This window comes from Janthinobacterium sp. JF4 (assembly GCF_059617925.1).
Genome location: NZ_JCAQAV010000003.1, coordinates 109,279 through 122,490, shown reverse-complemented (window position 1 = coordinate 122,490; position 13,212 = coordinate 109,279). Strand labels below are relative to the sequence as shown.

The following is a 13,212-nucleotide window of genomic DNA, read 5'->3' as shown; positions in this document are numbered from 1 at the left end:
ACCTAGGCCGCGCGCGCCAGCCTGACGGCGCGCGTGGCGATAAAGCTGGGCAAGTATTTTTCAATTTCAAAGCGCGGGTGCGGATGCATTTCCTCGTGGTACCCCGCCAGCACGAAGCCCGCCGCCAGCTGGCCGCCGATCTGGCTATCCAGGCCGTGGCCGAAGATCAGCAGCACGCCGCCATCGGCCAGCACGCGCGCGCATTCGCGCCACACGGGGGCGATATCGGGAACGTACTGGTTCGACACGGGATGGACGATGAGGTCGAAACTGGCATCGGCAAAGCCGGCCAGGTCGTGCATGTCGCCCTGCACGGTGGCCAGCAAAAGCAGGATGCGAATGTAGCATGACGCCAGACAAGGCGTCGAGAAGTGAACTCCCGCCACAGCCAGCGTTGTTGCGTCACACAAGGATGTGCCGGACTGATGGCGCCGGCGCCGATGCAGACCACTGGAAGGGCAAGGAGTTCAATGCCATTATCGCTGTCTGTGCCCCGAGCATATTGATGCATATCAAGCAAATCCGCCTTTTCTGGCGATGACATTGCAAATGACCATGGCGTGTCTCCTCTTGACCCATATCAAGTCCAACAAAAGAAAACCGCCGTCTGACACGGCAAGGCTGGACTTGCCCGTGTTGCCGTTCTAGCCTTGTTGATATCCCGACTACCGAGTGACAACATGGCCTACAAATCCATCCTCGTCCACGCCGACCTGTCGCGCCATGCGCCGCAGCGCATCGCCATCGCGGCGCGGCTGGCGCGCGCGCACCAGGCGCACCTGATCGGCGCCGCCATGACGGGCGTATCGCGCTTCACCCTGGAAAACAACCGCGGCATGCGCGGCGGCGCCGTGGCGGCGCAGATTTCGGCCCTGCACGGTCAGGCGGAACAGGCGCTCGACCAGTTCGAAACGCTGGCGCGCCAGGCCGGCGCCGTCTCGCTCGAGCGGCGCCTGATCGAAGACGATGCAGATGGCGGCATGGCCGTCAGCGCCCGCTACAGCGACTTGACGGTGCTCAGCCAGCACGACGACAGCGAGGCGCTGCCCGGCGCCATGAGCGACCTGGTGCCCTACGTGATGCTGAACGCGGCCCGGCCCGTGCTGATCGTGCCGCGCAGCGGACAATTCGCGCAACTGGACAACACCGTCGTGGTGGCATGGGATGGCAGCATGGAGGCGACGCGCGCCATCGGCCATGCCCTGCCCCTATTGCGCGCGGCGCGCCTGGTGGTGCTGGCCCTGCTGCACCCGCCGGCCGGCCACGCGCAGCCGGCCCGCCACCCGGGCGCCGACATCGCCGCCTACCTGAGCCGCCATGGCGTGCCCGTCGAAGTGCGCCCGGCCGTCGCCACGGGCGACATCGGCGCGGCGCTGCTGGCCATGGTCGCCGAAGTGCATGCGGACCTGCTGGTGATGGGCGGCTACGGCCACGCGCGCTTCCGCGAAATCCTGCTGGGCGGCGTGACGGAAACGGTGCTGCGCCAGATGACGGTACCGGTGCTGATGGCGCACTGACGTCAAAAAGCCGCGCCACCCTTGCGGATGGCGCGGCTTTCAAGCGATAGCTAAAACCTTAGGCTTTGCGCTGTGCCACGGCATCGACGACGCACAGCGCCGTCATGTTGACGATGCGGCGCACGGTGGCCGATGGCGTCAGGATGTGCACGGGCTTGGCGCAGCCGAGCAGGATAGGGCCCACGGCGATGCCGTTGCCGGCGGCCGTCTTCACCAGGTTGTAGGCGATGTTGGCCGATTCGATGTTCGGCATGACGAGCAGGTTGGCGTCGTTCTTCAGTGCCGAATTGGGCATGATTTTCTGGCGCAGCTTGCTGTCGAGGGCCGTATCGCCGTGCATTTCGCCGTCGATTTCCAGGTCCGGCGCGCGTTCCTTGACGATGGCCAGCGCGGCGCGCATCTTTTGCGCCGAAGCGCTGTCGCTGGAACCGAAGTTCGAGTGCGACAGCAGGGCCGCGCGCGGCGACAAACCGAAACGGGTCATCTCTTCGGCGGCCATGATGGTGATCTCGGCCAATTGCTCGGCGTCCGGGTTTTCATTGACGTGCGTGTCGACCATCACCAGCTGGCGCTCCGGCATGATCAGGACGTTCATGGCGGCGTAGACATTGCTGCCGGCGCGCTTGCCCAGCACCTGGTCGATGTATTTCAGGTGCAACTGGGTCGTGCCGAAGGTGCCGCAGATCATGCCGTCGGCGTCGCCCTTGTGGATCATCATCGAACCGATCAGGGTGTGGCGGCGACGCATTTCCAGCTTCGCGTATTCCTCGGTGACGCCCTTGCGGCTGGTCATCGCGTAATAGGTGTTCCAGTAATCGCGATAGCGCTCGTCGAAGTCCGGGTTGATGACGTCGAAATCGACGCCTTGCTTGAGGCGCAGGCCGAACTTCTGGATGCGCGCTTCGAGCACGGGTGGGCGGCCCACCAGGATGGGACGCGCCAGTTTTTCATCGACCACCACTTGCACGGCGCGCAGCACGCGCTCTTCTTCGCCTTCGGCGTAGACGATGCGTTTGAGTTCGGCCGGCGTGGACTTGGCCATCAGGAACAGCGGCTTCATGAAGGTGCCGCTGCGGTAGACAAATTGCTGCAGGCTGTCCGCGTACGCCTGCAAGTCCTTGATCGGACGCGTGGCGACGCCGGAATCTTCGGCCGCCTTGGCCACCGCTGGCGCGATCTTGATCAGCAAACGCGGATCGAACGGCATCGGGATCAGGTATTCAGGGCCGAACGACAGGTTGCTGATGCCGTACGTCGTGGCCACGATGTCGGACTGCTCGGCATGCGCCAGGTCGGCGATCGCGTGCACCACGGCGATTTCCATTTCGCGCGTGATCGTCGTGGCGCCACAATCGAGGGCGCCGCGGAAGATGTACGGGAAGCACAGCACGTTGTTGACCTGGTTCGGATAGTCCGAACGGCCCGTGGCGATGATGGCGTCGCTGCGCACGGCCTTGACTTCTTCCGGCAGGATTTCCGGATTCGGGTTGGCCAGCGCCAGGATCAGCGGGTTCGGCGCCATCTTGCGCACCATGTCTTGCTTGAGCACGCCGCCGGCGGAGACGCCGAGGAAAATGTCGGCGTCCGGGATGATCTCGCCCAGGGTGCGCAGCGGCGTGTCTTGCGCGAAGCGTTCCTTGTCCGGGTCCATCAGTTCCGTGCGGCCCTTGTAGACGACGCCGGCCAGGTCGGTGACGTAGATGTTTTTCAAAGGGAAGCCCAGATCGACGATCAGGTCCAGGCAGGCCAGCGCCGCGGCGCCCGCGCCCGACACGACCAGCTTGCAGTCCTCGATTTTCTTGCCGACGGCTTTCAGGCCGTTCAGGATGGCCGCGCCGACGATGATGGCGGTGCCGTGCTGGTCGTCATGGAAGACGGGAATCTTCATGCGGTCGCGCAGCTGGCGCTCGATGTAGAAGCACTCGGGCGCCTTGATGTCTTCCAGGTTCACGCCGCCGAAGGTCGGCTCCAGCGAGGCGATGATGTCGACCAGTTTATCGGGATCCATCTCGTTGATTTCGATGTCGAAGACGTCGATGCCGGCGAACTTCTTGAACAGCACGCCCTTGCCTTCCATCACCGGCTTGGCGGCCAGCGGGCCGATATTGCCCAGTCCCAGCACGGCCGTGCCGTTGGTGATGACGGCCACCAGGTTGCCGCGCGCCGTATATTTATAGGCGTTCGCCGGATCGATGACGATTTCTTCGCACGGTGCCGCCACGCCTGGCGAGTAGGCCAGTGCCAGGTCGCGCTGGTTGGTCAGTTGTTTGGTCGGCGTCACGCTGATTTTGCCGGGGCGCGGGCACTCGTGATACTCGAGTGCGGCCAAGCGCAATTGTTGACGCAATTCTTCTTTTTTATCAGATGACGAATCCATGCTGTGCTGCCTTCCTGTTTGGTCGATCGGGTGTTCCGGATTTTATCAGACCGATTCTTTCAATTAGCTAGGTATTTTCCGCTAGCCACAGTCTGATATCACGAAAACGCATAACCTAGCATTGTAAGGCCGTCCGGCGGCACAAACGTCCTGAACAGCAAAAACTATCAAATTTTAGATTTCAATTAGTTTTTGTGATCAGTCGCCGGGAGCGCGCCACGGCGGCAGCGCGGCGACGGCGCGCTCGATATCGTCCATCTCGTCCGTGCCCAGGCTCGTGTCGAACGGCGCGGACAGGATGCTGCGCATCCGCGCCAGGCGGGTCGTCGCTTGCTGCGCGTCGATGAAACGCGTCGTCTCCGCGCAATACCGCGCGCGGCGCGCGGCATCGGCGCCGTCATCGTCGCCGTCGGGATAATAATGGCGGCCGATGTGATGCAGCGACTGCAGCAGGAATTCGATCTCGCGCAGGATGCGCAGCGCATCCTCGCCGGACAGCACGATGCGGCGGTTGGCCGGCAGCAGGGACGGCGGCGCGGCCGGACTATTCAAAGTTATCCTCGGTCAGGAAGGCATAGTCGTCATCGATCAGCATTTGCAGATAGGCGTCGAAGCTGTCGGCGATGACCAGGTAGCTATCGGGATCATGCAGGAAGCGCACGACCTGGCCGCAGGTACCGGACGCCGTGGGCGTGAAATCGATATACAGCCGCGACGAGCCGCCATTGTTCATGCAATGCGAAAAACACAGGCGCCGGCCCTGCTCGATGCCGGCGTCGATGCGGGCGTCGATGATGCCGGGATCGTCGTCCAGGTAATGGCCGTAGATGTCGGCGATGCTGCGCTGGTTCGCCTGCCCGTCCTTGAGGATTCGCTCGACGGAACTCAGGTAATACGGATACTCGAACACGTCCGAGCCCAGCATGTATACCAGCACCGTGCCGCCCGCATACTTCTGATAATAGGTGCCGTTGTACTGGCCCAGCAGGCGCAGCAGGCTGTCCGGGCACAGCGGATACGTTTGGCGCAGGCTGGCCAGTTGCGCCGCGCTGGCGCCGCTGGCCAGGGCCAGCTCCGCCAGCGGTTCCGGCGGCAAGGCCTGGCGCAATCCTGTCAAATAGTGGTCGACGATGTTCATGGCCGAAATATAGCAGCTGCCGGCACGCGGCAGGCGCACGCTAACGCGACGGGACCAGCCGCGCGCCAGGCGCGAAACGCACGGCGATCAGCAGCAGCAGCACCACGCCAGCGGCCATCACCATCCACGCCTGAGCCAGGCTGGATGAATGCTGGCGGATCAGGCCGGCGATGAAGGGCATGCTGCTGGCGATGATGTAGCCGCCGCCCTGCACGAATCCCAGCAGCGCGCCGGCACCGGCCGGGTCACGCACGTGGTCCATGCCGACGATCAGCGACAGGGGAAACAGGGCGCCGATGCCACAGCCCAGCAATATCACGGCGGGGAGCGCCAGTTGCGCGGGCGCGACGATCAGGCAAGCCAGGCCGGCCAGCACGGACAGCAAGACGGACAGCAGCAGGATGCGGCGGTCGGGAAAGCGGTGGATGATGCTGGAAATCACCAGTCCCGCCAGCACTTCCACCAGGGTCAACCCGCCCAGCAGCAAGCCACTGTCGGCCGCACTCCAGCCCAGTTCCGTATAAAACGGCGGTAGCCAGGCCAGCACCAGGGTGTACGCGCCCGTGCCGATGCCAAAGAACACCATCAGCAGCCAGGCGCGGGGGCTGCCCACGGGCAGACTGGCGCCCGCGCCGCTGGCCACGTCCACGCGCGAAGCGGCTGCGCGGCGCCACAGCAGCGCAGCCGCCACGGCGGGCAGCGCCCACAGGGCCAGCAGCGCCTGCCAGCCCAGCGACTGCGCCAGCGGCGAGGCGGACGCGGCGGCAATGGCCGCACCGCCCATGATGCCGGTCGTGTAAAACCCCATCAGCTGGCCTGCCCGCTCGGGGAAATGGCGCTTGATGAAAGCCGGCAGCAGCGCCTGCACCAGCGCGATGCCCAGGCCGCCCAGGGCCGCCGTGGCGATCAGGCCGCCGCTGCCATGCAAGGGCCAGCGCAGCGCGCAGGCGGCAGCGATGATGGCGATGCCGATGCCGATGCCGCGCGCCACGCCCAGCCGGCGCTGCAGCTGCGCACCGGCCAGCGCGCACAGGCCCATGGCGAACACGGGCACGGTGGTCAGCAAGCCCGCGTCGGTATTGCTGAGGCCCGTGCTGGCCTGGATGCTGTCAAGCAAGGGGCCGATGGCCGCCAGGATGGGGCGCAGGTTCAGGCCCAGCAGGATGATGGCGGCCACCAGCAGGGCCGAGGAAGCGGAAGAAGAAGGGGAAGCGGCAGGTCGTGCGGTAGGCATGGGATAGTCCTTGCCTCGCTGGGAGGCACATGGTTTAATGCGTCATCAAATATGACTCGATGAAAAGTATCTTAACACAAAGATAGAAATCTATCTTGATGTCAAGATAAATGGATGCCCTATGACAACTCCCCCGCAAGAACACACGCGCGCGCAATTTGCCGCCGCCCAATGGCAGCGCGAGCTGCCGCAGATGGATACGCGCGCCATGCAACTGGCGGGCCAGCTGGGCACGGTGGCGCAACTGATGGCGCGCGACTGGCTCAACCCACTGTTCGCCGAACACGGCTTGCAACCGGGCGAATTCGACGTACTGGCCACCCTGCGCCGCTCGGGCGCGCCCTACCGCCTGACGCCGACGGCCCTGTACGAGGCGGCCATGCTGTCCTCGGGCGGCATGACCAACCGCATCGACCGGCTGGAGGCGGCCGGCCTGATCGAACGCCAGAAGCATCCGACGGACCGGCGCGGCGTGCTGGTGGCCCTGACGCCCAAGGGAGTGGAACTGATTGAAAGATTGGTGGTGCTGCACGTGGAAAACGAGCGCGCCATGCTGTCGGTGCTCAGCGCGGACGAGCAGCGCCAGCTCGACCAGTTGCTGGCCAAGCTGCTGCACGGCATGGCGCAGGCCAAGAAAAGTTAAGAAAGGTCAGGAAAGCAGGCGCGCCAGCTCGCGCAGCGCCGCATGGCCGCGCCGGGCCAGGCGCTGCAGTTCGGCAGGGGCGCGGCTGTCGTAGATGGCCTGGACATGGCGCGCGCTGGCCGCGCGCAGGTCGATATCGCTGTCGCGGTCTGGAAGATGGGCGTCGGGCACGTGCCCCTCGACCAGGGTCAGATAGTAATGCCGGGGCTTGCCGCGCAAGTTGGCGGCAAACTGCAGCACCAGTCCATTTTCGAACAGCAGGGCGCCACTGCGGCCCCCCTGCTCCAGCAGCACGCGAAACGCCGGCAAGGGCCGCCGCGCGGCGCGCAGGAAACCGGCCAGGTGCACCTGATAGCCTAGTTCCAGGCCATTCGCGCCCAGCTGGCCACGCTGCAGATACACCTTGAACGACGCTGGCACGGGCCGCCTTCCCCTGCGGAACAGACGGGCATCTTCGTACAGGCACAACTGGCCGCCGTCGCTGATGGCATCGAAGCCGCGCGCCGCCAGCTCCTGCGCCTCGAAGCTTGCCAGGCCGACGGCTTGCGGGTCGCGCAGCCAGCCATGGTCGAGCCAGGATTGCAAAAGTACGTGAATATCGAAAATGGGCATGGCAAGTTGCTCGGCAGTGGCAAAGACCCGTATTGTAGGCCAGCCTATAATAGCCGGGCCACACCATCACTCAACGAACAGACTACGCCATGGCCCCACACGACGCGCTTTCCGAATTCGACCTGATCAAACAATATTTTGTGCGCCAGCGCCCCGGCCGCGCCACCCTGGGCATCGGCGACGATTGCGCGCTGATGACGCCCGGTGCGGGCAAGCAGATCGCCATCTCCTCGGACATGCTGGTCGAAGGCCGCCACTTCTTTGCCGGCGCCGACGCCCGCATGCTCGGTCACAAAAGCCTGGCCGTGAACCTGTCCGACCTGGCCGCCATGGGCGCGCGCCCCGTGGCCTTTACCCTGGCCCTGGCGCTGCCGCAAGCGGAGCGCGCCTGGCTGGCCGGCTTTGCCGAAGGCCTGTTTGCGCTGGCCGACGCCTTCGGCTGCGAATTGATCGGCGGCGACACCACCAAGGGCCCCTTGAATATCTGCATCACCGTGTTTGGCGAACTGGCGCCGGGCCAGGCCCTGCGCCGCAGCGCGGCCGTGGCGGGCGACGACATCTGGGTCAGCGGCACCGTGGGCGACGCGCGCCTGGCGCTGGCCGGTTACCGCATGGAGCAGGAATTGTCGCCAGCCGACCTGGTCATAGCAGGCGCGCGCATGCACACGCCCTCGCCGCGCGTGGCGCTCGGTTGCGCGCTGGCCGAAGCGGGCCTCGCGCATGCAGCCATCGACATTTCGGACGGGCTGGTGGGAGACCTCGGTCATATATTGAAAGCGTCGCAAGTGGGCGCCACGCTCGATGTCGACGCCCTGCCGGCCGGCCCCGTGCTGGCGCAGCAAGACATCGCCCTGCGCCGCCGCTACACGGCCGCCGGCGGCGACGACTATGAACTGTGCTTCACGGCGCCATCCTCGTCGCGCGACGCCATCGCCGCCCTGGCGGCCAGCTGCGGCACGCCCGTCACGCGCGTGGGCAGCGTCGAGCCGCAGGCGGGCTTGCGGCTGGTGGATGCGGCCGGGCAGCCGCTCGATCTGCAGCTGTCTTCTTTCGACCACTTCAGCGAGTAAGGTCTACCGCACCGCCACCCGCGCCAGTCCCGGCTGGTTCACCATCCAGTAGTGCTGGAAGGCCAGGCGGATGTTGTCGCGCAGCTGGGTGTCGTCCCACGGTTTCGTATAAAAACGGTAGATGGCGCCCCGGTTGATCGAGTCGAGCACGGCTTCCAGGCCCGTGTAGCCGGAGAGGATGATGCGGATGGTTTCCGGGTACAGCTCCTTCACCTTGCTCAGGAATTCCGTGCCGCTCATGCTGGGCATGCGCTGGTCGCAGACGATGACGTGGACCCTGTGCAGGGCCAGCATTTCAAACCCTTCGGCCGGCGTGCTGGCCGTGAGGATGTGATAGCCCTCGGGGCGGAACAGGCGGTGCAGCGACGACAGCACGTTGACGTCGTCGTCGACGATGAGCAGCGTCTGCGCCGGCTGGGCGGCCGGGTCGTGGCCGGGCGGCAGGCCGGCGCCGGCGACGATCATCTGCCCCAGTTCCAGCGCCGGCAGGGCGCGGCTGAAATAAAAGCCCTGGATTTCGTCGCAGCGGTTGCGCCGCAGGTATTCGAGCTGCGGGCGCGACTCCACGCCCTCGGCCACCACGCTCAGTTTCAGGCTGTGCGCCATGCTGACGATGGCCAGCGCGATGGCTGCGTCGTTCGGGTTGCTGGTGATGTTGCGCACGAAGGCGATGTCGATTTTGAGCTTGTCGATGGGGAAGCGCTGCAGATACGCCAGGCTCGAGTAGCCGGTGCCGAAATCGTCGATGGCCACCTTCACGCCGATTTTCTTCAGTTTTCCCAGCACGACGATGGTGCGCTCGGCGTTCGACATCAGCGCCGTTTCCGTCAGCTCCAGTTCCAGCAATTCGGGCGCCACATTGTGCTGCGCCAGCGCGTGCGTCACCTCGCCTTCCAGGTCGCCTTCGGCAAACTGGCGGCTCGACACGTTCACGGCCACGTGCACGGGCCCCACTTCGCTGTCGCGCCACTCGGCGATCTGGCGGCAGGCGGCCTGGATCACCCAGGCGCCCACGCGCACGATCAGGCCCGTGTCTTCCAGTACCGGCACGAATTCGGCCGGCGCCACCAGGCCGTAGCCGGGGCGGCGCCAGCGCAGCAGCGCTTCGACGCCGCTGATGCGGCCCGTGCGCAAATCCACCTTGGGCTGGTAATACAGGATGAACTGCTCGTGTTCGAGCGCATGGCGCAGCGCCAGTTCCAGGTCCAGGCGCGCCAGCACCTGCACGTTCATGCCGGCCGTGAAAAAGCGGTAGCCGTCGCGGCCCGCCTGCTTGGCGCCGCCCATGGCCGTATTCGCGTACTTGATGAGCGTTTCCGGGTCGGTGGCGTCGTCCGGATACATGGCGATGCCGATGCTGGCCGTCAGGGTGGCCGCGTGGCCGCGCAAGTCGAATGGCGCGCGCAGGGCTTCGCGCACCTGGTTGGCCACCGCCACGGCTTCCTGCTGGTTGCGGCTCATGGTGAGTATCAGCGCAAATTCGTCGTTGCCCAGACGTCCCACCGTGTCGCGCAGGCGCACGCATTCGACCAGGCGGTTGCTGAACTGGCGCAGCAGTTCGTCGCCCAGCGCCGCGCCCAGCGTGTCGTTGATGCTTTTGAATCGGTCCAGCGCGATGAACAGCACCACGATGCGCCAGCTTTTTTCCTGCGCCAGTTCGACGGCCTGGGCCAGCGTCTGGTAAAACAGGCTGCGGTTCGGCAGCCCCGTCAAGCCATCGTAATGGGCCAGGTGCTTCAGGCGCTCCTGCGCCTGGCGCCGTTCGCTGATGTCGCGCGCCACGGCGATCAGCAGCAGGCCGCCCGTGCCAGGGGTGCCAGGATAGCCGCCCGCCACGGGCGCCTGCGCATACCAGTGCCAGCCCAGTTCCACGGGCACCAGGCTCAGGTCGCGCCGCACCAGTTCGCATTCCGTCACTTCCGTGGCCAGGTGGGCCGGGCCGCCTGGCAGCGCGGCCAGCGGCGGGGCCGGCGGCGACGGCAGCAAGGTACCGGGCGCCAGCGCCAGCAGTTCGGTGCGCGCATAACCGAGCAGGCGGCACGCGCCGTCGTTGACGTCGACCAGGGCCATGCCCAGCACGTCGACAAGGAAGATGGCGTCGGTGGTGGCGTCCATGGCGCCGCGAAAGCGCTGCAGTTCGGCCGTGCGCTGGCCCACGGTGCGTTCGAGCAAGGTGTTGTAGTGGCGCGCGGTGCGGTGCAGCAGCCGCACCTCGAGCATGTTGCGGATGCGCGTGAGCACTTCGAGCGCGTCGAAGGGCTTGCTGATGAAGTCGCGCGCGCCCGCTTCCAGCGCCGCCAGCTTGGCGTCGGGGTCGGCGGCAATCACCAGCACGGGCAAGTAGCCCTCCAGTTCCAGCGGGCGCAAGGCATCCATCACGTCGTAGCCGCTCATGCCGGGCATCACCAGGTCGAGGATGATCAGGTCGAACTGGTGGCGCTGGTGCAGGCCAGCCACGGCGCGCGCGTCGAGAGTGCTGGCAATGGCCGTGTAGCCGCCGCTTTGCAGCAAGTGCTCGAGCAGGCGCAGATTGACTTCCTGGTCGTCGACGATGAGAACTTTCGCCGCATAGATATCGGCCTGGCTGATCATGGCGCGCCCGTTCCCTTCTGCCGGCGCTGCTGCGCCACATAGGCCAGGGTGCTGTTGATCGCCTCGGTAAATTCATCGAGGTTGATCGGCTTGGTCAGATAGCGGTAGAAACCCAGCGCCATGCTGCGCTCCACGTCGCCCGGCATGGCATTGGCCGTCAGGGCGATGACGGGAATGTGCGCCGTGCGCGGATCGGCGCGCAGCAGTTTCAGCGCGTCCGTGCCGTTCACATGCGGCAGGTTGATGTCCATCAGGATCAGCTGCGGCAGGTGCGTGCGCGCCATCTCGACGCCCAGGCGGCCATCCGTTGCCGTCAGCAGCTGCAATTGCGGGCAGTAGCGCACGATTTCCTCGACCAGGGTCAGGTTGGCGGGATTGTCTTCCACATACAGCAAGGTCACGGGGGCGCTGTGCTCGAGCAGCGCGCCGGCCAGGTCCGGCCGTGGCAAGGCCAGCGGGTCGGGCGCGGGCAAGGCATCGACTACGCGCAGCTCAATCCAGAAGGTGCTGCCCTCGCCGGGCGCGCTGGTCACGCCGATGCTGCCATCCATCAGCTCCACCAGGCGCTTGGTGACCACCAGGCCGATGCCGCTGCCTTCTTCCGTGCCGCCTTCCTGCCCCAGCCGGTTGAAAGGCTGGAACAGCAGCGCCACCTGTTCGCCGTCGAGGCCCACGCCCGTGTCGCGCACGCTGATGCGCACCCGGCCGCCGGCCTGCGGCGCGCAAGCGATGGTCACCTGCCCCTGCTCGCGGTTGTACTTGAGCGCATTCGACAGCAGGTTCAACAAGATCTGCTTGAGGCGCGTGCGGTCGGCCAGCACGTTCAGGGGACAGGTGTCGGGAAAGGTCATGCTGATGCGGCGCTGGCTGGCCAGCGGCGCGATCATGTCGCGGCATTCCTGCAAGATGGCGTCCAGGCCCACGGGTTCGAGCGACAGGCTGACGGTGCCCGATTCCACCTTCGCCAGGTCGAGGATTTCATTGATCAGGGTCAGCAGGTGGCGCCCCGATTTCAGGATATGCCCGGCGAACTCCTTCTTTTGCTCCAGGGTCGATGGCAGGCGGTCGGAACTGAGGATTTGCGCGAAGCCCAGGATGGCGTTGAGCGGCGTGCGCAATTCATGGCTCATCGACGAGAGGAAGGCCGACTTGGCATAGTTGGCGCTGCGCGCCTCTTCCATCGCCATGGCCAGTTCGCCATTCGTCATTTCCAGCTGCATCGTGCGCTCGTGCACGCGCACTTCCAGCTCCTGGTTCAGACGCATGACTTCCTGCTGCGCCTCGGTGCGCTGCTCGCCTTCGCGCGCCAGCTCGCCGTTCGAGCGCTCCAGTGCCTGCGTGCGCAGCTCGATCTCGGCCAGCATCTTGTTGAAGGAATCGACCAGCTGCGCCACTTCGTCGACGCTGAGCTTGCGCGCGCGGCGCGAATAGTCGCCCGTCTCGATCACTTCACGCGCCACGTCGGCGATATCGAGAATGGGTTGCGTGATGACGAAATCGAGGCGGCGCAGCAGCAGCAAGGCCACCAGCAGCGCCAGCACGGTCACGCTCAGGGCGATGGTCAGGTAATCGGCCGTGCGGCCGGCCAGCTCGTAATCGGCGCGCAAATACACGGTGCCCAGCAGTTCGCCATTGTCGACGATGGGCTTGAACAATTCGACAGATTTTCCCGCGATGCTGACGCCTTCCTCGCCCACCTGCGCCGGCAGCTCGCCCACCTGCTGATGCGCGCGGTAGCTGGCGAACAGGCTGCCATCGGCCTTGTACAGGGCGCCGGCCGTCACGCGCGGGCGGATGCGCATCAGGTTGAGGTTTTCCAGCGCCAGGCGCTCGTCGTCGAAGGCCAGCGCGGCCGAACTCATGTGCCCCAGCAGCTCGGCCTGGGTACTGATGTCGGCCACCAGGTTGCGGTGGTAGGCGCGCAAGTCGTAGACGACGATGGTGCCCAACGAAATGACGAGCGCCACCAGGGTGGTCAGCAAGACCACCGACATCAGCTTGTGGCGGATGGAACGCAGTCGCATCATGG

The 13,212-nt window shown here is 65.6% G+C and carries 11 protein-coding genes; 3 read left to right on the top strand and 8 right to left on the bottom strand.

Features of this window, described 5'->3' with window-relative positions; genetic code table 11:
* Window positions 1-2: 2 nt before the first annotated feature.
* Window positions 3-386 (bottom strand): class I SAM-dependent methyltransferase, encoded by a 384-nt coding sequence (locus AC54AF_RS04255; protein ID WP_496635696.1) that lies wholly within the window; start codon window positions 384-386, stop codon window positions 3-5.
* 294 nt (window positions 387-680) lie between these two features.
* Here AC54AF_RS04255 and AC54AF_RS04250 point away from each other — a divergent pair, with 294 nt between their 5' ends.
* On the top strand, window positions 681-1,517 hold the full coding sequence (locus tag AC54AF_RS04250; RefSeq protein ID WP_496635521.1) for a universal stress protein: 837 nt from the start codon (window positions 681-683) through the stop codon (window positions 1,515-1,517).
* A gap of 58 nt (window positions 1,518-1,575) precedes the next feature.
* Here the strand turns inward: AC54AF_RS04250 and AC54AF_RS04245 are convergent, their stop codons facing one another.
* The 4 genes from AC54AF_RS04245 to AC54AF_RS04230 form a co-directional block, all read right to left on the bottom strand.
* A complete protein-coding gene (locus AC54AF_RS04245) occupies window positions 1,576-3,894 on the bottom strand; it encodes an NADP-dependent malic enzyme (protein WP_496635520.1) in 2,319 nt (772 codons plus the stop codon).
* A 198-nt stretch (window positions 3,895-4,092) separates the two neighbouring features.
* On the bottom strand, window positions 4,093-4,446 hold the full coding sequence (locus AC54AF_RS04240) for a hypothetical protein (protein WP_496635519.1): 354 nt from the start codon (window positions 4,444-4,446) through the stop codon (window positions 4,093-4,095).
* Window positions 4,439-5,071, bottom strand: coding sequence for an SMI1/KNR4 family protein (locus AC54AF_RS04235; RefSeq protein ID WP_496635518.1), 633 nt, complete (start codon window positions 5,069-5,071; stop codon window positions 4,439-4,441). The genes AC54AF_RS04240 and AC54AF_RS04235 overlap by 8 nt, the downstream gene beginning before the upstream one ends.
* Window position 5,072: 1 nt before the next feature.
* Window positions 5,073-6,266, bottom strand: coding sequence for an MFS transporter (locus tag AC54AF_RS04230; RefSeq protein ID WP_496635517.1), 1,194 nt, complete (start codon window positions 6,264-6,266; stop codon window positions 5,073-5,075).
* A gap of 121 nt (window positions 6,267-6,387) precedes the next feature.
* Between AC54AF_RS04230 and AC54AF_RS04225 the strand changes: the two genes are divergently transcribed.
* Window positions 6,388-6,909, top strand: coding sequence for a MarR family winged helix-turn-helix transcriptional regulator (locus AC54AF_RS04225; protein ID WP_496635516.1), 522 nt, complete (start codon window positions 6,388-6,390; stop codon window positions 6,907-6,909).
* A 6-nt stretch (window positions 6,910-6,915) separates the two neighbouring features.
* On the opposite strand, the gene AC54AF_RS04220 is transcribed toward AC54AF_RS04225, so the two are convergent.
* Window positions 6,916-7,521: a hypothetical protein gene (locus AC54AF_RS04220; protein WP_496635515.1), complete on the bottom strand. Its 606-nt coding sequence runs from the start codon at window positions 7,519-7,521 to the stop codon at window positions 6,916-6,918.
* 89 nt (window positions 7,522-7,610) lie between these two features.
* Between AC54AF_RS04220 and thiL the strand changes: the two genes are divergently transcribed.
* Complete coding sequence (thiL, locus tag AC54AF_RS04215) at window positions 7,611-8,591, top strand: thiamine-phosphate kinase (RefSeq protein ID WP_496635514.1); 981 nt, start codon at window positions 7,611-7,613, stop codon at window positions 8,589-8,591.
* Between the two features lie 3 nt (window positions 8,592-8,594).
* Here the strand turns inward: thiL and AC54AF_RS04210 are convergent, their stop codons facing one another.
* Together AC54AF_RS04210 and AC54AF_RS04205 are read right to left on the bottom strand one after the other, a co-directional pair.
* Entirely contained in the window at window positions 8,595-11,183 is a 2,589-nt protein-coding gene (locus AC54AF_RS04210) for an EAL domain-containing protein (protein WP_496635513.1), read from the bottom strand.
* Window positions 11,180-13,210: a sensor histidine kinase, YfiR-like protein-associated gene (locus tag AC54AF_RS04205; RefSeq protein ID WP_496635512.1), complete on the bottom strand. Its 2,031-nt coding sequence runs from the start codon at window positions 13,208-13,210 to the stop codon at window positions 11,180-11,182. Before AC54AF_RS04205 ends, AC54AF_RS04210 begins: the two co-directional genes overlap by 4 nt.
* Window positions 13,211-13,212: the final 2 nt, after the last annotated feature.